Origin of the sequence: Paenibacillus sp. IHB B 3415, assembly GCF_000802655.2 — a bacterium.
Classification (GTDB): domain Bacteria; phylum Bacillota; class Bacilli; order Paenibacillales; family Paenibacillaceae; genus Paenibacillus_AQ; species Paenibacillus_AQ phytohabitans.
Genome location: NZ_JUEI01000051.1, coordinates 72,086 through 93,726, shown reverse-complemented (window position 1 = coordinate 93,726; position 21,641 = coordinate 72,086). Strand labels below are relative to the sequence as shown.

The following is a 21,641-nucleotide window of genomic DNA, read 5'->3' as shown; positions in this document are numbered from 1 at the left end:
TCTGAATTCTAAGTAAACTCAAGTTCATTCATATAGGAGGACAGTCCATGAGCACAGCGTTATTACAGGAGCTGCATCAGGAGATTAGAAGACTGTATATTGCCGGAAGCGGGCTGGCGGCTGGAGACTTCCGCCTGAAACGCCTGCTTCCGCAATTTCAGCAGCTGGGGGAACGCGCACCGGTCTTTAAGAAGCTGGGCGAGGGCGTGGCTTCATTACTGGAGCCTGACGGTGCTGAAGAGGCCGCTCCCGGTGTTCAACTGCAGGAGCTTACGCTGCTGCTGGAGTCGGTGCTGTATACCCAGGGGACAACAGCAGTTGAAGGAACCCCCGGACCTTTGCCGGCCTTGAGCTTTGAACTTAAGACGAATCAGCCCTACCGCAAGATTGGTGCCGTTCAGCAGGCGCTCAGCACAACAGGAAGCGGAAGATATGAAATTGTAATTGATGCTTTTAAGGAAGGTGTTTTTCAGGATTTGCGGCTGCTGCCGCCGGCAGTCTCGGCGCTGAACGATCCTTATTCGGAACTTGCAGACTTTGCGATGACCGATATTCTTCCGTCCTATGGACCGGACATTGCCGGATTCCTGTTCGAAAGCTTGGATCCTGCCGGCGGCAGGAGCGAGGTCCGCAAGCTTGAGGTGATCGGCAAGGTGGGAGGAGACCGGTATCTGGAAGAGATGTTCCGCATCGCCGGAAGCGGCAGTGAAGACATCCGGGTAGCCGCTATGAAATGGCTCGCCGGTCATGAGCCGTATGTGGACGCACTCTTGGAGTGGACAACAGATAAGAAGAAGGCCATCCGTGAAGCTGCCTTCTCGGCGCTGGCAGCAGGCGGTTCGCAGCAGGGCGGTGAACGGCTTGTGGAGGCTTTCACGGAGAAAAAGGACCGTGAGATGGTTGCCGGTGTACTGGCGGGCAGAGCTTCCGCAGAGGTGTCTGATAAGCTGGCGGCATTGTTCATGGAAGAACTGCAGAAGGCGCCGCAGAATAATGCGGACAAGAAGCTGACAGAGACCGCATGGAATAGCCTTCTTCCATTCTTGACCGCTCTTCGCCATGAGCGGAGCCCGCAGCTGGATGAAATCTACAGCTATATCCTTCAGGAGTACGCCCGGTTCTCCCCGCTCGGCTGGATTCCGCTCATTGACCAGGCAGCCTGGTATAAAGAGAATACTCCGGGCGGAGCTGCACTGGCAGAGCTGGAGGCACTGGATAAGCGGAGTGTGCGTTTCCTGCCGAATTACTTCCATGCTGCCCAGCGGGTGATGACGCCCAAGGAGCTGTACAGCCGGTTCGGCGGAACCTTTATGGATAAATTGAAAGCGCTGGTGGGCAAGGATGCCAAAGATGCGGCTCAGCGCGCCCAGCTGCTGATAAATACGATAGAGGAGCAGATCGTGGATATCCGCCGGAGGTCGTATGAGGTAGAGTGGGATGCTGCAGGAATCAGGCAGCCTTACAGCAGGGAGATGCTGTCAGCCGAGGAAATTGCGGCAGCCTGGGATTCCCGCTGGCTGGACTGGTTCATTCAGCATGATGCGGTTAACCTGGCAAGCGCTTTTGCCCGGCCGGGTCATAAGGGCGTGCGGGACTACCTGCTTGGCAAGCTGCAGGAGCCATTTAAACGCACGACTTATGATCTCCTTTCTAATATTTTCAAGGGTCTGGAGAGGGCCGGGGTGCCGGAGCCGGAGCGTCTTGAGCTGCTGATGACAGCCCTGGAGAATAAAAATGTTCATACAGCTTACACATTTGAGCTCTACTTATTTAAACTGATCGAGCGCTTCCCGGCCAGCTATGCAGGACGTCTGGAAGCGATTGTCCCTAAATATAGATATGAATGCAAGCAGCAGCTGGAGTATGTGCTGAACAGCTTGAAAAGTGCGCAATAATCCAGGGCGGATGTAGCTTGAGAAATCTAATTGAAGAGTTCTTATAAAGGAGAGGTGTTCATGTCGACGGAACAAAGTCAGCTTCAGGATTACATGCGTCTGCCAGCCGAGGTTCTATACCGTGAGGAACTGGAGGCCTTACGCAGGGAAGATACAGGCCGTATCCCTGCCGGGTGGCAGATGTCGCCGCGTTCAGTGTTAACCTTCATTGCCGGAGGCAAGGCGGGCAAGACCGTGATTACCCCGAAATATATCGGTAACACGCGGCTGATCGAGATGGCGGTGGCCACGCTGGTAACAGACAGGGCACTGCTCCTGATCGGTGAGCCGGGAACGGCGAAGTCCTGGCTGTCCGAGAATCTGGCGGCTGCGATCTACGGCAACTCGGGCCTGGTCGTGCAAGGGACTGCCGGAACCAGTGAGGAGCATGTACGTTATTCCTGGAACTATGCCATGCTCCTGGCGAACGGGCCAACGCCGGAGGCGCTGGTCAAGAGTCCGATCATGCGGGCAATGGAGGACGGCGGGATAGCCCGGTTTGAGGAGATCTCCCGGTGCGCTTCCGAGGTGCAGGATGCGCTGATCTCCATCCTCTCGGAGAAAACGATCTCCGTGCCGGAGCTGGGCAAGGAGACCAGTGCCCGCAAAGGCTTCTCCATTATTGCCACCGCCAACACGCGTGACCGCGGCGTGAACGAAATGTCAGCGGCGCTCAAGCGCCGGTTCAACATCATCGTGCTGCCGGCACCGTCTGATCTGGAGACCGAGCTGTCGATCGTGAAGAAGCGGGTTGCAGAGATTGCTTCTTCGTATGAGCTTCAGGCTTCTGTTCCGGCGGATGAAGCACTGCTCAAGGTAGTGACGATCTTCCGCGAGCTGCGCAGCGGCATGACACTCGACAAGAAGGAGAAGGTGAAGACACCGGCCGGTGTAATCTCCACGGCGGAAGCCATCTCCCTGCTGACGAACAGCATGGCCCTGGCAGCCAGCTTCGGCAGCGGAGAATTGACCGACGGGGATCTGGCTGCCGGCCTGCAGGGGGCTATCGTCAAGGATGACGACAAGGATAAGCTGGTCTGGAAGGAATACCTCGATAATGTAATGAAGAAAAAAGGAGCGGACTGGCGCGGATTGTATCAAGCCTGCAAGGAGATGAACGAGTGAGTGGGGCGGCTGTTGCTGCCGGTGTGAATATTTTCGGGGTGCGCCATCTGTCTCCGGGCGGTGCGAAACATCTGCTGGAATACTTGGATGAGCTTCAGCCGACCGCTGTCCTGATCGAAGGACCCGGCGATGCAACTGATGAGATCCGTCATTTGACTCACACCGTCACGAAACCTCCGGTTGCAATTCTGGCCTTTACTGAGGATTTGCCTGTGCGGACGGTGCTGTGGCCGTTCGCTGTCTACTCCCCGGAATACCAGGGGATGCGATGGGCGAAGGAGCATGGGGCAGAAGCGGAATTCATCGATCTTCCCTCTTCCGTAACCCTGGGTCTTCAGGATGCCCTGCGGCTTGAATCCGGGAGCAGGCCGGTGCTTAAGCCTGCGGCGGATGAACAAGGTGAGCCTACGGATGATGAGCTGCAGGAGCAGGAATCGGTGTACAGCCGGATTGCCCGGCTCGCCGGTGAATCTGATTATGATATGTATTGGGAACGCAATTACGAGCATAACGCCAGCAGCGGAGCGTACCGTGCGGCGATACTGGCGTTCTCTGCCCGGATGCGTGAGCTGTCAGAGTCCCGGGAGCTGATAGAGCAGCCCCGCGAATATGCCTATAACGCGCTGCGCGAAGCTTATATGCGGCGTCAGATCCGGAAGAAGATTGAAGCCGGCCATCAGCCGGAGAAGATTGTAGTGATCTGCGGCGCTTACCATGCTGCTGCACTGGCAGATCTTGCAAACGGGATGACCGACAGCGAGCTGGCGTCACTGCCTACACGCAGCACGAAGCTGACGCTGATGCCGTATTCGTATTACAAGCTCTCTACGATGTCCGGCTATGGTGCAGGCAACGGGGCTCCGCATTACTTCGAGCTGATGTGGGAGCTGATGGAGTCCGGCAGGGCTGAGGAGCTGCCGCATCTCTACCTGTCCTCCGTGGCTAGGCAGGTACGCGGTTCCGGGACGCACCGCTCCACGGCTGAAGTCATTGAAGCGGTCCGGCTGGCAGAGTCGCTGGCAGCTCTGCACGGCGGGAGCGCGCCTACACTGCGTGATCTGCGCGATGCCGCCCAGACGCTGCTCGGCCATGGAGACCTCTCGGTTGTTGCCGAATCACTGGCCCGCGTGGATGTCGGTACGGCGATCGGCAGCCTGGCCGAAGGTGTCAGCCAGACACCGATTCAGGATGACCTGAACCGGCTGTTGAAGCGGTATAAGCTGGAGAAATATAAGTCCACTGTAGCCAGTGACCTGGCGCTCGATCTGCGGGAGAACCGCCGGGTGTCCAGCGCCGAAGCGGCCTACCTGGATCTGCACCGTTCCGTGCTGTTTCACAGGCTGGAGCTGCTGGGCATTTCCTTCGTGCGGAATATGCCGAGCGGACAGTCCGGGGCAACCTGGGCAGAGCACTGGATTATCCAGTGGTCACCGGAGGTGGAGATTCAGGTGGTTGAATCTACTCTCCTGGGCGAGACCATTGAAGTCGCTGCAGCTTATGTGCTGAGGGAGAAGCTGCTGGAGTGCCGCTCCATTACTGATGCGTCTGCGCTGATCCGCATCGCCTGCCAGTGCGCGATGACCTCGCAGATGGAGGAGAGCAGCCGGGTGCTGCAGAGCCTGGCGGTGGACAGCCGCGATGTAGTTGCTATTGCCGCCGCTGCCCGGGAGCTGGCGACAATTATCGGCTTCGGCGATATCCGCAAGGTGGATACCGCTCCGCTCGTGCCGCTGCTGGAGGAGCTGTTCCGGCGCGGCTGCCTGTTCCTGCTGGATGCGAGCGGCTGCAACGACGAAGCTGCGGCGCTAATGATCAGCGCCATGAATGAGCTGAACGGCATCTCGCTGGAACATAGCGGGACTCTGGATACTGCCCTATGGCTGCAGGAGCTGCAGCAGCTGTCACAGCGGGATGACCGTAACCCCCGGCTGTCCGGCTTCGCCTGCGCGATCCTGATGGAGCGGGCTGCGGTCTCTGCGGAAGATGTGGCCGCAGAGGTGTCGCGCCGGCTGTCTCCGGGTATCCCCGCTGATCTGGGGGCGGGCTGGTTCGAAGGGCTGTCGATGCGTAACCGCTACGGCCTGTTGTCGCGGATGAGCCTGTGGGAACAGCTGAATGATTATATTAATGCCTTGGACGATGAGGAATTCAAACGTGCCCTGGTCTTTCTGCGCCGGGCATTCAGCACCTTCTCTCCCCGGGAGAAGACGATGATCTCCGAGCTTCTGGGTGAGCTGTGGGGGGTTAACACAGAACAGGCTGCTGAGATTCTTACAGGCGAGCTGAAGGAGGAGGAAGCCAAAATGCTGGATGAGCTGAATGATTTTGACTTCGGTGACCTATAGATGGCGGAGGATATTAAGGATAACGCGCGGAACGGGGCTGTGTCGCGCTGGAGGCTGATATTGGGCCAGGAAGCAGAGGAAGCTTTATCCGGTTACGGGGCAGGCGGCGGGCCTACACTGACCGAGGAAGAGCGGATTATGGATGCGGCGCTGGCTGCCATCTATAATGAGGCAGGTGCTGGCGGAGCTGACGGGACCTCTCAAGCGGGTTCGAAGGGCAGAGGGGCGGGAGCAGGGCATGCCGCCATTAACCTGTCCAAATGGCTTGGGGACGTGCGCACCTTCTTCCCGGAGGATGTTGTCTCGATTATCCAGAGTGATGCCATGGAGCGCAAAGGCTGGAAGCAGCTGCTGTTCGAGCCGGAGCTGCTGGCGGCAGTGAAGCCGGATATCCAGCTGGTGGGTACGCTTCTGGCGCTCAAAGGCAAAATTCCCGAGAAAACAAAGGATACCGCAAGAATGCTAGTCCAGGCACTGGTTGACGAGTTGGTCAAGCTGCTGGAGACGGATATCCGCCGTGCCGTCACCGGTGCGCTGAACAAGCGGCAGCATTCTCCGCTGCCGTCCCTGAGCGGGCTGGACTGGAAGCGGACGATTGAGCGCAATCTGAAGCATTATGATGCAGAGCGGCGGATGATTATCCCCGAGCGGTTCTTTTATTTCGACCGGGCCCGCCGCAGCAAGGAATGGACCGTGATCGTGGACATTGACCAGAGCGGATCGATGGCCAGCTCTGTCATCTGGGCTTCGGTGATCGGCTCGATCTTCGCCAGCATTCCGGCGCTTAACACGCGTGTGGTTGCTTTTGACACTGAGGTCGTAGATTTGACTGAGCAATGTGCCAATGATCCTGTAGACATGCTCTTCGGCATTCAGCTTGGTGGCGGCACAGATATCCATAAATCCGTGAAGTATTGTGAGCAGTTCATTGAGGAGCCGAAGAAGACTCTGTTCATCATTGTTTCCGATCTGTATGAGAACGGCAACCAGGCCGGACTGGTCCGGCGGATGCGTGAGCTGCGCGAATCCGGTGTGCGGACGATGACACTGCTGGCCCTGTCGGATGAAGGGAAGCCTTCCTACGACGAGCGCCTGGCCGCCCAGCTCACCCGTGACGGAACCCCTTGCTTTGCCTGTACTCCGGCGTTACTGCCTGTTTTGGTGGAGGGAGCGCTCAAGGGCCAGGATCTCGGTGAATTGTCCAAGCGTCTGGGGATGGCGCGATAATTTTTAGGAACAGGAAACACTTACTTTATAATCACATATTGTGTAACATGCATATATGATTTATAATCGGTTATTAAAAAGCACCTATCGCTAGGCGCTGCTTGAAAGGAAATGAATTTCTTATGTCAAGTAAGTTGAGAGCGGGTATTGTTGGCGGTACCGGTATGGTCGGCCAGCGTTTCATTGCACTTCTTGAGAATCATCCCTGGTTTCAGGTAACGGCTATTGCCGCGAGCGCGAATTCGGCCGGCAAGACGTACGAAGAGTCCGTCAAAGGCAGATGGAAGCTGTCCACACCCATGCCGGAGGCCGTTAAGAGCATTATGGTTCAGGACGCCTCCAAGGTGGAGGAAGTGTCTGCGGATGTGGATCTGATCTTCTGCGCTGTAGATATGAAGAAAGAAGAAATCAAGGCACTGGAAGAAGCCTACGCACGCACCGGCACTCCGGTTATTTCCAACAATTCCGCGCACCGCTGGACGCCGGATGTTCCGATGGTGATTCCTGAGATCAACCCTGAGCATCTTGAGGTGATTGCCCAGCAGCGCAAACGTCTGGGTACCGAAACCGGATTTATCGCTGTCAAGCCTAACTGTTCCATTCAGAGCTACATGCCTACACTGCATGCGCTTCATGATTTCAAGCCTTCGAAGGTTGTTGTGACGACGTATCAGGCGATATCCGGAGCCGGTAAAACCTTTACCGACTGGCCGGACATGGTGGACAACGTGATTCCATTCATCGGCGGCGAAGAAGAGAAGAGTGAGCAGGAGCCTTTGCGGATCTGGGGGAAGGTAACTGAAGAGGGGATTGTCAAAAGCGAACAGCCGGTGATCACCACACAGTGTATTCGTGTGCCGGTTGCTGATGGCCATATGGCTGCGGTATTCGCTTCCTTTGAGCAGAAGCCTAGCAGGGAAGAGATTCTGGAACACTGGAACAGCTTCCAGGGACGTCCGCAGCAGCTGGGACTGCCAAGCGCACCTAAACAGTTCATTACCTATTTCGAAGAAGAGAACCGTCCGCAGACCCGTCTGGACCGTGATATTGAGAACGGAATGGGAATTTCGGCCGGCAGACTCCGTGAAGATTCACTCTATGACTACAAATTTGTCAGCCTGTCCCACAACACTGTAAGAGGTGCTGCCGGCGGTGCTGTCCTGATCGCTGAGCTGCTGAAGGCCGAAGGTTATATTCAGCCGAAATAAGCAGCAGGAACAACTTCATTTCAGTTCGTAATGCAGCCTGCCGGAGCTTCTCCGCGCAGGTTGTTTGCGGTTTTACCTGACATTACCCCCGGAATAATGGTAAGATAGAGGAATGCATGACGAAAACTGAATACTGACGGAGTGATATTGTGGCAAAAAGTAAAGGCGGCGGCACAGGCAGAGGGACAGGGAGCAAGGGCTGGACCCGCTGGAATAAGACGGCGAAACCCGTGAAGCCGGCAAAAAGCGGACCTCCCGGAAGCCCGGGTACCAAACCGGGAACCAAGGGAGCAGGCACTGCCAAGGGCAGCAGCGGCGGCAACAAAACCGGAGGCAGTAAATAAGGCGGCCATGTGCCCATAAATGGTTTCAAAATATTATTTCACGCTGAAACGGAACCGTCCTTGTTCAAGGACGGTATAACCGTTTCCACTTGGCAGCATCTGATTTGTAAGTGAATCAGGTGTTCTTTAATATGTAGGGCAGGAAAGCGGGTACTGGAGTGAGAATTAATAAATATATAAGTGAGACAGGCGTATATCCGCGCAGAGAGACGGACCGGCTGATTGCGGCGGGACGGATAACCATTAACGGTATAGCCTGTGCAGCGGGGGCCAGTGTTGAGCCTGGAGATACGGTGGCCGTTGACGGCGTTACGCTGAGCCCGGACCGGGAAGAACGGGTCTATCTGGCTCTTAATAAGCCAGTAGGGATTACCTGTACAGCTGCCCGGCAGGTGGAAGGGAATATCATTGATTATGTCGGTTATCCTTCCCGGATCTTTGCTGTCGGCAGGCTGGATAAACAGTCCGAAGGGCTGATACTCATGACCAATGACGGAGCAGTGGTTAACCGGATGATGCGCTCCGAGCATGGGCATGAGAAGGAATACAACGTTACGGTGGACAAGCCGGTGACTGAAGCATTCCTTCAGGAGATGTCAGCCGGTGTGGATATTCTCGGGACCCGGACCAAGCCTTGCCTCACCCGCAGGATCACGGACAACGAATTCGCGATTATTTTAACCCAGGGACTGAATCTGCAGATCCGCCGGATGTGCAAGGAGCTGGGATACCGGGTGCTCCGCCTGGAGCGCATCCGGATCATGCACATTACGCTCAGCGGCATTGAGCGGGGGCAGTGGAGGCATCTGACCGCAGAAGAGCTGGCTGAACTCCACTCCAGATTGGACGCAGAGAAATAGGGATTCACAGCATTTAAGCGTTTGCTGACACACTGACAAACCATCAGGAGGATCAAATGAGAATAATAAGTTTGCTATTAGCGCTAATGGTTATAGCCGGTTGCTCGGGAACCGGCAGTAATGAATCTGCAGAGCCGCCGGAAGCATCTGTATCTTCAGAAGCAGCACAGTCAACTGCACCACAAGCCTCTCCGGCGGATGCAACCGCTGATTTTACGGGGGAAGTACCGGAAATCTCCCCGGAGATTTCGGATAAATATTCAGGCTTCTTACATATGGATGCCGTTCAGCTGAACGGGCAGATCTACGAGGTGTATTACTGGAACAAAGGGGAGTTTACGTATACGCAGTTTGCGATTGTGAAGGACGGGAAGATTGTCTTTGACAGCAAGCAGGCCGGAATTAAGATTGAAGGCGGCAATATCTGGAGTGAGGAAGATGATCTCTGGGCGGAAGCGCTTGTGCAGAATAACCATGCCACCTTTTTGTTCAGTCTGATGGATAACCGTCCTGAATCATCCTATATTGTCGTGGAGGAAATCGACGGAGTCATGCAGGTGACCGTTAACGATAATGTATCGGTGAACTATGAGGATACGGATCAGGACGGAGATGAGGATTTGCTGGCAAGTTCCTTTTCCGGGCAATCGCCGCTTGGTCCAGCGCTGGTAGGCGTGTATGAGCTTCAGGGAACGCAGTATGTACCGGATAAGACCCTCACCAAGCAATATGCGGAAGATCAGCTGCGGCTAAGTGAGCAGGAGTACAAAAATAACCCCACAGACCTGACATTGGACAGCTTGCTCGGTGCCTATCTGATTCTGGAGCAGCGTAATTTTGCGTTGACGCGGTTTGAAGAATTCTATGAGTGGGCAGGACAGCGTGCCGGAGACGGCGGTTTTGTGGACGAATATTATGGCCGCTTGAAGAAGAACGAGACGCCGGAATACTTCAGCGGATGGATGGACAAGCTGGAGCCATTGCGTATAGAGAGATAGACCTGGACTTGTCTGTTCAATTATAAAAAGGGATTCCGGAGGCAGCGGTAAATGGCCTCCGGGAATCCCTTTTTTCAATTCCGTACAACATCAAGTGGCGGACTCTGTCGCCTGAAACTGCTTGTTATACAAATCTCTGTAGACCCCGTTGTCCGCCAGCAGAGAAGCATGTTGTCCAGACTCCACAATAGCGCCGTCCTGAACGACGAGAATCGTATCGGCAGCCATAATGGTGGAAAGCCTGTGGGCGATAACGATGCTGGTCTTGCCCAGCAGCAGCTGATGCATCGCCTGTTGGATATAGAACTCCGACACTGTATCCAGTGACGAGGTGGCTTCATCCATGATGATAATGGGCGGATTCTTAAGCAGCACTCGGGCGATCGAGATCCGCTGCTTCTCTCCGCCGGACAGCTTGATTCCCCGGTTACCGACTACCGTATTGTAGCCTTCAGGCAGCTTCATAATGAAATCATGAATATAAGCGGCTTCACAGGCGGCAATCATCTCAGCTTCAGTGGCACTGGCGCTTGCATAGAGCAGATTCTCTTGGATGGTCCCGTTGAACAGATACGTATCCTGCGTAACCAGCCCGATCTGAGAACGAAGGGAGTGCAGCGTGAACTCACGGATATCTTTGCCGCCGATGCGGATCACACCCGAATCCAGTTCATAGAGTCTGGGGATGAGGTTGGTAATGGTTGTTTTACCCGCTCCGCTGGGGCCGACCAGCGCAGTCAGTGATCCGGCGGCAGCCGTGAAGGAAATTTCCCGCAGGGCCGGTTTGCCCGGCTGATAGGCGAAATTCACCTTTTCGAAGACAATATCCTGGCCGTCAGCACTGCTTGGCAGGGCCAGCGGCGAATCCACAATCAGCGGGTCCATATCGAAATAGTCAAAAATCCGTTCAAACAGCGCCACCGACCGGTTCACATCCACATACAGATTGGTCATTTGCATGACCGGCCCGTATAATCTGCCCAGCAGCGCCACAAAGGTGATAATCGCACCAACCGTCAGCTCTCCCTGGATAAATAAATAACCCCCGTACAGATAAATCAGCATGGGCCCGATACTGGTGAAGGTGGTGAGGACCAGCATAAACCAGCGGCCGGCCATCGATTCTCTGATTTGCAGGCGTGTCGCCTGGGCATTAACGGTTCTGAAGCTCGCCAGCTCGGTGTCTTCCTTGGTGAACAGCTTCATGAGCATATATCCGCTGAGACTGAGCGTTTCCTGTATGATCTGGTTTTGCTCGGAGATCTTCTCCTGGGTTTCTTTGGCCAGCTTCCAGCGCACATTGCCCATTTTGCGGGTTGGCATAATGAACAGGGGGACGACCAGTATGCCCAGCAGCGCCAGCTTCCAGTTCATAATAAACAGAGTTGCCGCTGTCGTAGTCAGAATGAACAGATTGCTGGCAAAATTAACGATGGTGCTGTTGAACACGCCCTGTATCCCGGCAATATCACTGGTCATCCGGGTGATGACTTCCCCTTGCTTGACCCCTGAGAAGAACTGCAGCGGCATGCCCTGCAGATGGCGGTACATCTGATTTTTCATATCATGGACAATATTTTGCGAGATAAAAGAGTTCAGGTAATTCTGCAGCACGCCCAGCAGACCGGACACTATAGTTGTCCCGAGTGAGGCAAGGACGAGCAGAACCAGCAGCCTCAGGTTTTTATCCGGGAGCGCACGGTCGATAATATGCTGAATCAGGATTGGAGGAAGCAGCCCCAGCACTGCAGAAATGCACAGCACAATCATCACTAGCAGGGTCTGCTTCCAGTAAGGCAGGAAATATTTCACGATGCGGAGCAGCAGCGTCTTGGATATATCCGGCTTCGCCTCATCATCATCGAACTTTAATTTGCCATGCCCGGGTCCGCCGAATCCCATTGGACCGAAACCTCTGGACATTATTCATCACCAGCTTTGTGTGTTATTTAAGTTATCCTGATTCCGGGTCAGCTGTTCAAGCAGCTGTGAGTGCATTTGAATGAGCGACTGGACTTCTTCTCCGGAGAAATGATCCAGTGCCGCTCCCAGCATTTGGTATGAGTAGGCGTCTTCGTTATATTGCCTGCACAGCGCTTCACCTGCCGGTGTGAGATTCAGCCTCGTTTCCCTGCGGTCTGCCTCGGAGGCGGTCCGGGTCACCAGTTCCTTCTCGGCCAATGCATCAATATGCAGGCTTACGCGGCTCTTGGCAAATACCAGACGCTCCGTTATTTCCTTCTGCGATTGACCGGGATGCTTGAGGAGAGAATTCAGTATACCGATCTGATGCACGGTTAATCCGAGATCCGCAGCGCTCTGATGGGCCAGCTTACGGAGCTGGCGGGCAACGGCGAGCAAGGAATGATACACCTCTATCGTTTGCGCCGGATCTGTCATGGGGCAACCTCCTCTGACCTGATAATAGTTTCTTTTGTTAACAGTTAACAATGTAAACTGATTATACGCCTGAATATTCCAAAAGTAAATGTTACGCTGAAATAGCGGTAAACAGGTTATGCCGGAATGCACAAGAAACACCCGCAGCGCCTGTGTTAAGGCAGCTGCGGGTGTTTTTGTAATTGAAATACAGTCATTTATTTAAGCTCATTCAGGAAGCATTCCGCATTGTATAATCCGCCCGAACGCCCTGGCGGTCTCCCGGATATTCTCTGCTCCGGCTATGGCCGAGATTACGGAGATTCCGTCTGCACCGGCCCGGATCACCGGCAGGGCGTTATCCAGGGTTATACCGCCGATCCCTACCAGGGGAATATTAAGTCCGCTGCGGCGAAGCGTTTCAATGACAGCCGTCCCTTGAACGGCTTCGGCATCGTCTTTGGAGGAGGTGGGGTAGACCGGACCGATCCCGAGATAATCGGCTCCGTCCGCAATTGCCTGCTGCGCTTCCGCGAGATTATGGGCGGAAACGCCGATGATCTTGTGCTCGCCGAGCCGCTGGCGGATCGTCCGGGCCGGCAGATCATCCTGGCCGGCATGGACCCCGTCTGCATCAAGTGCGACCGCCAGCTCCAGGTCGTCATTGACGATGAACGGAATCCGCCGGTCCCGGCAGATTGCCCGGAGCTGCTGTCCAAGCTCAAGCAGAGCGGCGCCGGTCAGAGCACCGGGACCCTTTTCACGGAACTGGAATAAGGTGATTCCCCCGTCTGCTGCGGCAGATAAAGTCTCGGCTGGAGAGAGGCGGCAGTTCACGCTGCCCATAATGAAATATACCTTAAGGAGCTTGCGCATTTCCTCACTGTCAATCCGTTTCATAGCTGCTGCCCCCCTGATCTGATACGGTTCCCGTAAGCAAAATGATTGGTCGGCCCTTGTCCTGCCCCGATGTTCAGACTGTCCTCAATGGCTGCCTGAATGAAGGCTTTGGCTGTATGGACGGCTTCATTGATAGAGTGGCCGAGCGCAAGTCCTGCCGCCACCGCCGCCGAGAAAGTACAGCCGGTCCCATGCGTATGCCTGGTCTCAATCCGGGGACTGGTCAGATATTGGAATTCCCGGCCGTCATAGAGCAGGTCCACCAGCTGATCGCCTTCCGGATCATGTCCGCCCTTAAGAACAATGTACTGCGGCCCCATCTGATGGAGGAGTCTTGCAGCCTGTTCTCTGTCTGCCATTCCATTAATCTTCATCCCCGTGAGCATCTCTGCTTCGGGAAGATTGGGGGTAACCACAAGAGCCAGAGGCAGCAGTCCGGTAATCAATGCCTGCACGGCTTCCTGCAGCAGCAGAGCGGATCCGCCCTTGGCAATCATTACCGGGTCGATCACAAGCCGCTGCTGCCAGCCGTACGCTGTCACCTTATCCGCGACAACACCGATAATCTCACTGCTGAACAGCATACCGGTCTTAATGGCATCAGGTGTCAAGTCACTGCCAATAGAATCCAGCTGCGCAGCAACGGCTTCCTGTTCCAGCGGATATACCCCTTGAACGCCTAAGGTATTCTGTGCCGTGACCGCAGTGAGCGCGGACATTCCGTAGACTCCAAGCTCCTGAAAGGTCTTCAGATCAGCCTGGATACCGGCACCGCCGCCGCTGTCAGAGCCGGCAATCGTTAACGCTTTACGTATACGGGTCATCGGTTATTCTCCTTTAAGGTGCGGTTATTGTTCGAGCAGTTGCAGGCGTGCCCGGCTGCTGTAGATATCTGGTGTCACCAGGGACAATTGATTCAGGAACTCCATCTGGAAGCTGCCGGGTCCTTGTCCTTCAGCGGCTTCAGCGGCAATCTCGGCCGCCACGCCGTAGAACGAGAGTGCTTCGGCTGCTGCCTCAAGCACATTCCCTCCGCTTACTGCAAGAAATGCGCCAACTACGGCACTGAGCAGACAGCCGGTTCCCGTGACTTGGGTCAGGATGGAATGGCCGTTGCTGGCGATGTAGGTGCGTGTGCCGTCGGTAATGATATCCTCCTTGCCGGTGATGATCACCACGCAGTTCAGCTTCCGCGCAGCCTTGTTCGCCAAGGCGATCACATCGCCTTCACCTGCTCCGGCATCGACGCCTTTGCTGGCCCAGCGCTCTCCGGCGACATTGGCTACTTCGGCCACATTACCGCGCAGAGCGGTCAGCTGCAGCTCACCCAGCAGCTTCGCGGTAACGTCAGTGCGGTACGGTGTAGCGCCTGCTCCAACGGGATCAAGCACGAGCGGGACACCATGCCGGTTCGCGGCTTGTCCGGCCTTCACCATTGAAGCGATGGCGGCTTCATTCAGTGTACCGATGTTCAGCACGACCGCCCCGGACATCGCGGCAACATCCGCCACCTCTTCCAGTGCGTCGGCCATGAACGGGGAAGCCCCCAGCGCCAGCAGTCCGTTAGCGGTGAAATTAGCCACAACAATATTAGTAATGTTATGTACGAGCGGATTTGCCAGCCGTACCTTGGATAGAAAAGACATGATTATTCCTCCTGAAAGTTTTGATAGCATACGCATCCTTGAGATCATTTCGCAAAACTAACTTCGTAAGCATGTTCTATAAATTAATAAAAGCATCCGCACTGTCAACTTCCTCTGCCAGCAGACCGCCCTCGCTCAGCCATTTACGGACATTCTCCCAGGAAGCGGTATCCTGGTAACCGAAGGGCTGTGCGCCGGCATCCATCAGCGGCAGCAGAATCTCCAGGCTGCGCTTCTCGATGGCTTCATTAAGCGGTGCGGTGGCATCCTGATGCTCCAGCAGAAGCTTCAGCGCCTGCTCCGGCTGCTTAGTGACGAATTGCTGACCCTTGCGCGCAGCATTCATGAACTTCTGGAAATATTCCGAGGAATCCTGCAGACCCTGGTCACTTGCGACCAGCACCAGCTCATAATAATCAGGAACCCCGTAGTCTACCGGATTGAACGAACGCACTGGATGGCCTTCCTGTTCTAATATCAGCTGCTCATGGTTGATGAAGCCGCCCATAATTCCATCCACACGCCCGGTGGAGAGGGCAGGGATAAGCTCAAAGCCAACGTCAATCAGCTTCAGGGAGGCGGGATCACCGCCATCGGTTTGGATCATAGTGTGCAGCATGGCTTCATACAGCGGAATGGAGGAGTAACCGGCTTGCTTGCCTGAGAGCTCCCCGGGGCGGGTTATTCCGCTGTCTGCGGAAACCATGAGATGGTTCAGGGGATGCCGTACCAGAGCGGCGACGGATTTGACCGGAATCTGCTCTCCCCGGGCCATCAGCACCTGCGGCTGGTAGCTGAGTGCCAGATCGACTTGTCCGGCAGCTACCAGCTTCAGCGCGTCGTTGCTGTCGGCAGGCATCTGTATCTCAACATCAAGCCCCTCTTCGGCAAAATACCCCTCACTCTGTGCCGCGTACAAAAAGGAATGAACGGCGTTCGGATACCAGTCGAGCATGATCGTCAGCTTATGGGCTGTACCGTCTGCGGTTGCCGTCGGAGCGGATGATGCCGATGATGAGCCGGAGCCAGCCGGTCCGTTATTGCCGGCGCAGCCCGGCAGCACCAAAAGAACAGACAGGAGCAATACATAAGGCAGCAACTTATAAGGTTGAGTACTACGGGTGTAGTGATAACGGTTATAGCGGATTGGAGTCATGAATAACGTCCTCTTTTCTTCAGAAATAACTTCTCGAGCGTAGCAATACACAGAAACAAAGTGATCCCAAGGGCGGACAGCAGCACAACAGCGGCAAACATCTCGGCACTCTGCAGATTGCCGGCCATTCTCCGGCTGAAATAACCGAGCCCCCGGCTGCCTCCAAGCCATTCGCCGATGGTAGCGCCAATGACGCAGTACACCACCGACAGCTTCAGTCCGGAGAAAAAGGACGGCAGGGCCAGCGGAACAGCAGCCTTGCGGAGAATCTGCCAGCGGTTCGCGCCAAGCGTCAACAATAGCTCACGGTACTGCTCCGTATTCTTGCCCAGCCCGTCGTAGGTGCCGACAACCACCGGGAAGAAGGCGGTCAGGAACACTACGGCAACCTTACTCCACAAGGTGTAGCCGAACCACATGATAAACAGGGGAGAGAGGGCAACCAGCGGAATCGTCTGGCTGATAATCAGCAGCGGATACAGCGCTTTGGCCAGTGGCCTGAACAGATGCATGCCCGTTCCCAGCAGACTGCCGCAGAAGACGGACAGAGCGAAGCCTGTTAGTACCTCAAGCAGCGTTGCGGGCAGGTGCACACCGAAGAGCAAATGCCGCTCCTCCATCAGAGCGTTCCAGATGGCCGTGGGAGCCGGCAGGATGAACGGAGGAATCAACCCCAGCCGGGACACCGTTTCCCAGACCGCAAGAATCAGCAGCACAAGCAGAATAGCCGGGCTGTACTCCCGCAACAATCTTCTATAGAAGACGGTTGTCATACAGCTTCAGCTCCAAATCCTGCCGCAGGGCAACAAACTGCGGTTCGTAATTCAGACTATGATGTCTGGGGCGGGGCAGACCGGTGATGAACTCCTGCATACCGCCCCCGGCACCGCCGGTCATCAGATAGATACGGTCACTAAGCAGAAGCGCTTCTTCAAGGTCATGGGTAATGAACAGCACAGTCTTGTCCAGTCCCGACCATAATTCCAGCAGCCAGCGGTGAAGCTCCCGTTTGGTTATGGCGTCCAGTGCCCCGAACGGCTCGTCCAGCAGGAGCAGCTCATTCCCGGCGGCAATGGTGCGGAGTACCGCAACCCGCTGGCGCATGCCGCCCGACAGCTCATGCGGATATGCAGCCCCGGTCTCACCAAGGCCGAACTGCTGCAGCATGCTGCGGATCTGAATAACGGCTTCCTCTTTGGAGCCGCTCCGCTTCAGTTCCCAGGGCAACAGGCAATTGTCCAGTACGGTTCTCCAGGGCAGCAGGAGATCCCGCTGCGGCATATAGCCGACCTGGCCGAGCCGCTCCGAGGCGTTATTAGGCGGTTGCCCGTGCAGGGCAACCTCGCCGCTGCCGGGTTCCAGCAGGCCGGCGATAATTTTGAACAGCGTGCTTTTGCCGCAGCCGCTGGCACCCACGACGGAGATGAACTCCCCGCGGCGGACCTTCATGGAGATTCCGGAGAAGACCGGAGCCCTTGAAGCTGCGCCGAAAGAATAGGACAGGTTAGCGATGTTGATCATAGGATGGGGAAGCAAGCCTCCTTAGGGAAAAGTGATTACGCTACGAAAACAAGAAAGACCCATCCATTTCCGGAGGAAATGAATGGGCCTGAAGGTACAGTCAGTTTGCAAAGACGCGGAACCGCTGATACATTCTGCTCCACTTCCCTCCGCTGGTATGATCCAGATCAGGTTCCAAGGGTCCGGAGCTTAAGCTCCGTCTCAGTCGGCCGACTCCCCTAGTGAAATAACAGGTGCTATTGAATTCGTAATTGGTACTTAATATACCATAATTCCCCCGCTTGTAAAGAGCCTGTGTTCAGCGCTTGGAGAGGCCGGTTATGAACAATGCAACAATTCCCCGCGAGATTTCCTCTTTGGAGGAGCCGTTCCGTTTCTGTTCATACAGGTAAAGATCAGGACTAAGTACAGAGATCAGCGCTGTGGCAGCGAAGCGGGGATCGATCCCGATAATCTCTCCATTCGCGGATGCGCGGTGCAGAAGTTCACTCATAATCCTCCCGAGCCGCAGGAAAAAAGGATGTTCGAACTGGGTAAGCTGCTTCTTGCCGGTGAATTCGGATTTGATCATATTCAAGAGCTCCGCATATTGCTCAATGAAACCAACGACCTGCTCAATGCTGCTCTGCAGATGCGCGAGGGCAGCCGTTTCACCGGCGCTGGCAGCAAGCTGCTGTTCCATCCCCGACAGAAACTGCTCGGTGCTGTCCAGCAGCAGAGCCGAACAGATTTCGCCCTTATCGGTGAAGCGGCGGTAGAGCGATCCCTGTCCTATGCCGGCCCGTTTGGCGATGCCGTACATACTCACAGCTTCGAGTCCGCTCTCGGTGAACAACTGGCGGGCGGCTTCGAGAATCCGCTGCATATAAGGATCGGCGGGTTCTTTTGCAGCGTTGTCTGCGTTCACTGTGTTATCTGTGTTGTCTGTGTTGTCTGTGTTCTCGGGAACTGCTGATGTTACAGGTTCAACTTCTGTTTCTGTTTTTTTCATGATGTCCCCTTTCATATAAAGTGAATCCTGCCCATAATACAACAATTCCCTCATTCGATCGGCCTAAATCCCAAATTGTTGTATAAAATGCATTATTTCAGCTTGTTCAAGCAAACGAATCAATTGTGACGAATTGACGTATCTTCTAGCCTCGCAGTGATTCACTGGTAACTTGTGTGTTGTTTGCAGAAAATCATATAAAACATTTGACACATCGGACAATTGTCCGTAGACTATGAAATGCGATAACGGACAATTGTCCGTTCACTAATTATATAGACAAACCTGCCCGCAGGTCAACGTAGATGACAGCGGACAGTTCAGGAGGAGAAGGAGTATGGATCAGACCTTGAAGCAGGATGCCGATTTCCGGTTATCCGGCATTCTAGTTCCGCTGCTGGCCATTATTGCCGGCGTATTTATGGTCGTGCTGGACAGTACGGCAATGAATGTGGCATTGTCCAGACTGGTAGTGGATTTCAATACAGATCTGCATACGCTGCAGTGGGTCGTAACCGGGTATATGCTGGCGCAGGCTTCGGTCATTCCGCTGTCAGGCTGGCTGTCTGACCGGTTCGGGGCTAAGAACGTCTTTTTGACAGCTGTTATTGTGTTTACGATCGGCTCCATTCTGTGTGCAACGCCAAGCAGTGCAGAATGGCTGGTCGTTTTCCGGGTATTGCAGGGTCTTGGAGGGGGCTGTGTGCTCCCGGTCGGGATGGCGTATGTATATAGACTGGCTCCGAAGAGTAAAGTTGGCGTTGTTATGGGGATTATGGGGATTCCCGTGCTGTTCGCACCGGCGATTGGTCCTGTATTGTCCGGCTGGCTGGTGGAATACCACTCCTGGCGCTGGATCTTCCTGATTAATATCCCCATCGGTATTATCTGTGTGCTGATCGGGCTGCGAAAGCTGCCGAATGCGGCGAAGAACACCGTTCCCGGCATGGATAAATTCGGAATGGTGCTCGGACCGCTGGCGTTTGCTTCACTCACTTACGGTGTAAGTCAGGGGGCGCAGAGCTGGACCTCGGACAAAACGCTAATCGGGTTATCTCTGGGAGCTGTTGCACTGATTGCCTTTGTCATTGCCGAGCTGCGTTCGAAGACCCCTTTACTGGAGCTGCGGATTCTGAAATCTGTGGATTTCACCACCGGAATTATCGTGCAGTGGATCGCCCAGTTCGGCTTATATGGTGCTTTATTTCTGCTGCCGCAGTTTCTGCAGCAGGCCCGAGGCTTCGGCGCATTTGATACCGGACTGACCCTGCTGCCGCAGGCCATTGCTTCCGGGCTGATGATGCCAATTGCCGGCATTCTGTTCGACCGGATCGGGGTGCGCTGGCTGGTGGTCTGCGGACTCAGTCTGGTCTCTGGAGCGTTATTCCAGTATTCCCATGTCGATCTGACCACCCAGAGCCGTGATCTCATTCTTCCGCTAATCATGTGCGGTGCAGGGATGGGGATGATGATGATGCCGATGAATACGCATCTGCTGAACAAGGCGCCAGGCAATCTGGTCAACCGGGTAACCTCCCTCACCAACTCCATGCAGCAGGTCATTAACTCGCTTGCAGTGTCGACACTGGTTACGATTCTGACGGCCAGAACTTCTGCGCGTGGTCTTGAAATGCAGGAAGCGGCAGCCGCTGCCGGGCAGACAGTGGACGGAGCCTCGAAGGAGGCCCTGCAGCTGGCCAAGCAGACTGTATTGGCCCAGGGCTTTGCGGACACCTTCCACATTATGATTTTTGTAGCTTTAGGCGGCGCCGTCCTTGGGCTGCTGCTGCGCCGGGGCCGCAAATCAGAAAGCGGAGGCTCCAAGGAGAAAGCGGTGCCTGAAATCATGCACGGTTAATGGGTGCATTAACATTCATAAGAAGTAAGGCGGCGATTCTCCGTTACTGGAGGATCGCTGCTTTGCGTTTTTGATGATTTAGTTTGCCTTCCACTGATGGAGAAATGCAATTTCGGGGCAAGCTAAACTATCAAAAACCGATATAACATAAATCCGATGTTTATTATCGGAAAAAGTTATTGACGGATGTAACAGCTCAGTGTTACGATTCATTTTGCCGGCAAGTCCGGAACATAAAGAGAGATGAGAGGGGATTAATCTTATGAAAAAACTTAGTCTGACAATTATGCTGCTCCTGACCATGGCCGTGGTTGCGGCATGCGGCAACAACAATAACAATAATTCAGCAACAGGCGGCAATGCGGCGGCTGAACCCACTGCGGCGGCTACTGATAGTGCAGCACCTGCTGAGCAGAATAGTCTGGAAGCTGTCAAAGCCAGCGGCAAGCTGCGTATCGGAACAGAAGGTACCTATGCCCCGTTCACGTATCATGATGCCGATGGCAAGCTGACCGGTTTCGATGTGGAAATTGCTGAAGAGGTATCTAAACGTCTGGGCGTGGAAGCCGAGTTTATTGAGACTCAGTGGGACGGTATTTTTGCCGGTATGGATGCCAAGCGGTTCGATACGATCTTCAACGAAGTTTCCATTACGGATGAGCGCAAAGTGAAATATGATTTCTCCGACCCGTATATCGTATCCAAGGCTGTGCTGATCGTCAGTGAAGATAATGAAGATATCAAATCATTCGCGGACCTCAAGGGCAAGAAAGCCGGCCAGTCCCTGACAAGTAACCTCGGACAGATTGCAACGGATAACGGTGCAGAGATTGTATCCACAGAAGGCTTCAATCAGGCAATTGATCTGCTGACCTCCGGCCGGATTGATGCAACCGTCAATGATGGCTTGTCCTTCCTTGATCTGAAGAAGCAGAAGCCGGATATCAAGATCAAGCAGGTTGATGAGATTGCAGAAGGCTCGTATAGTGCAGCGGTCTTCCTGAAGGGTAACGATGAGCTTGTACAGGCAGTGAATGAAGCGCTGACTGCCATGCATGATGATGGGACATATCTGAAGATTTCCGAGAAATACTTCGGAGCTGATGTATCGAAATAAGCTTGCCTGCTTGACGGCAGTCTCAAATAACT

The 21,641-nt window shown here is 54.7% G+C and carries 19 protein-coding genes and 1 riboswitch; of the genes, 10 read left to right on the top strand and 9 right to left on the bottom strand.

Annotated features, from left to right (window positions below; genetic code table 11):
• The first annotated feature begins 47 nt into the window (after positions 1-47).
• The 8 genes from QW71_RS21875 to QW71_RS21840 all read left to right on the top strand — a co-directional run bounded on the left by QW71_RS21875 (position 48) and on the right by QW71_RS21840 (position 10,041).
• Positions 48-1,895 (top strand): HEAT repeat domain-containing protein, encoded by a 1,848-nt coding sequence (locus QW71_RS21875; protein WP_039303649.1) that lies wholly within the window; start codon positions 48-50, stop codon positions 1,893-1,895.
• Between the two features lie 60 nt (positions 1,896-1,955).
• Entirely contained in the window at positions 1,956-3,059 is a 1,104-nt protein-coding gene (locus tag QW71_RS21870; protein ID WP_039303646.1) for an AAA family ATPase, read from the top strand.
• On the top strand, positions 3,056-5,404 hold the full coding sequence (locus QW71_RS21865) for a DUF5682 family protein (RefSeq protein ID WP_039303643.1): 2,349 nt from the start codon (positions 3,056-3,058) through the stop codon (positions 5,402-5,404). Before QW71_RS21870 ends, QW71_RS21865 begins: the two co-directional genes overlap by 4 nt.
• The gene (locus QW71_RS21860; protein ID WP_047013910.1) at positions 5,405-6,631 is read left to right on the top strand and encodes a VWA domain-containing protein; all 1,227 of its coding nucleotides are present in this window, start codon (positions 5,405-5,407) and stop codon (positions 6,629-6,631) included.
• Positions 6,632-6,753: 122 nt separating this feature from the next.
• Positions 6,754-7,839 carry an aspartate-semialdehyde dehydrogenase gene (gene asd / locus QW71_RS21855; protein WP_039303641.1) on the top strand — a complete coding sequence of 362 codons (1,086 nt, stop codon included), beginning with the start codon at positions 6,754-6,756 and terminating at the stop codon, positions 7,837-7,839.
• Between the two features lie 146 nt (positions 7,840-7,985).
• Entirely contained in the window at positions 7,986-8,183 is a 198-nt protein-coding gene (locus tag QW71_RS21850) for a DUF3934 family protein (protein WP_039303638.1), read from the top strand.
• Between the two features lie 158 nt (positions 8,184-8,341).
• Positions 8,342-9,043: a pseudouridine synthase gene (locus QW71_RS21845; protein ID WP_039303635.1), complete on the top strand. Its 702-nt coding sequence runs from the start codon at positions 8,342-8,344 to the stop codon at positions 9,041-9,043.
• A gap of 56 nt (positions 9,044-9,099) precedes the next feature.
• On the top strand, positions 9,100-10,041 hold the full coding sequence (locus QW71_RS21840; RefSeq protein WP_039303633.1) for a hypothetical protein: 942 nt from the start codon (positions 9,100-9,102) through the stop codon (positions 10,039-10,041).
• Between the two features lie 90 nt (positions 10,042-10,131).
• Here the strand turns inward: QW71_RS21840 and QW71_RS21835 are convergent, their stop codons facing one another.
• The 9 genes from QW71_RS21835 to QW71_RS21795 all read right to left on the bottom strand — a co-directional run bounded on the left by QW71_RS21835 (position 10,132) and on the right by QW71_RS21795 (position 18,634).
• Complete coding sequence (locus QW71_RS21835) at positions 10,132-11,964, bottom strand: ABC transporter ATP-binding protein (protein ID WP_235441522.1); 1,833 nt, start codon at positions 11,962-11,964, stop codon at positions 10,132-10,134.
• Between the two features lie 6 nt (positions 11,965-11,970).
• A complete protein-coding gene (locus QW71_RS21830) occupies positions 11,971-12,441 on the bottom strand; it encodes a MarR family winged helix-turn-helix transcriptional regulator (RefSeq protein WP_047013909.1) in 471 nt (156 codons plus the stop codon).
• 207 nt (positions 12,442-12,648) lie between these two features.
• A complete protein-coding gene (gene thiE, locus QW71_RS21825; protein WP_039303627.1) occupies positions 12,649-13,320 on the bottom strand; it encodes a thiamine phosphate synthase in 672 nt (223 codons plus the stop codon).
• The gene (thiD, locus tag QW71_RS21820) at positions 13,317-14,144 is read right to left on the bottom strand and encodes a bifunctional hydroxymethylpyrimidine kinase/phosphomethylpyrimidine kinase (RefSeq protein WP_039303624.1); all 828 of its coding nucleotides are present in this window, start codon (positions 14,142-14,144) and stop codon (positions 13,317-13,319) included. The genes thiE and thiD overlap by 4 nt, the downstream gene beginning before the upstream one ends.
• Positions 14,145-14,168: 24 nt before the next feature.
• Positions 14,169-14,966 carry a hydroxyethylthiazole kinase gene (thiM, locus tag QW71_RS21815; protein WP_039303621.1) on the bottom strand — a complete coding sequence of 266 codons (798 nt, stop codon included), beginning with the start codon at positions 14,964-14,966 and terminating at the stop codon, positions 14,169-14,171.
• 76 nt (positions 14,967-15,042) lie between these two features.
• Positions 15,043-16,122 carry an ABC transporter substrate-binding protein gene (locus QW71_RS21810; RefSeq protein WP_047013908.1) on the bottom strand — a complete coding sequence of 360 codons (1,080 nt, stop codon included), beginning with the start codon at positions 16,120-16,122 and terminating at the stop codon, positions 15,043-15,045.
• Positions 16,119-16,895, bottom strand: coding sequence for an ABC transporter permease (locus QW71_RS21805; RefSeq protein WP_039303618.1), 777 nt, complete (start codon positions 16,893-16,895; stop codon positions 16,119-16,121). Before QW71_RS21805 ends, QW71_RS21810 begins: the two co-directional genes overlap by 4 nt.
• Positions 16,876-17,658 carry an ABC transporter ATP-binding protein gene (locus QW71_RS21800; protein WP_306766056.1) on the bottom strand — a complete coding sequence of 261 codons (783 nt, stop codon included), beginning with the start codon at positions 17,656-17,658 and terminating at the stop codon, positions 16,876-16,878. The genes QW71_RS21805 and QW71_RS21800 overlap by 20 nt, the downstream gene beginning before the upstream one ends.
• 112 nt (positions 17,659-17,770) lie before the next feature.
• A riboswitch (TPP riboswitch) is annotated at positions 17,771-17,873 on the bottom strand.
• A gap of 68 nt (positions 17,874-17,941) precedes the next feature.
• Positions 17,942-18,634 carry a TetR/AcrR family transcriptional regulator gene (locus QW71_RS21795; protein WP_160311831.1) on the bottom strand — a complete coding sequence of 231 codons (693 nt, stop codon included), beginning with the start codon at positions 18,632-18,634 and terminating at the stop codon, positions 17,942-17,944.
• A 337-nt stretch (positions 18,635-18,971) separates the two neighbouring features.
• Between QW71_RS21795 and QW71_RS21790 the strand changes: the two genes are divergently transcribed.
• Together QW71_RS21790 and QW71_RS21785 are read left to right on the top strand one after the other, a co-directional pair.
• Positions 18,972-20,492, top strand: a complete 1,521-nt coding sequence (locus QW71_RS21790; protein ID WP_039303610.1) for a DHA2 family efflux MFS transporter permease subunit — start codon at positions 18,972-18,974, stop codon at positions 20,490-20,492.
• A 262-nt stretch (positions 20,493-20,754) separates the two neighbouring features.
• Positions 20,755-21,609, top strand: a complete 855-nt coding sequence (locus QW71_RS21785; protein WP_039303606.1) for an amino acid ABC transporter substrate-binding protein — start codon at positions 20,755-20,757, stop codon at positions 21,607-21,609.
• The last annotated feature ends 32 nt before the right edge of the window (positions 21,610-21,641 follow it).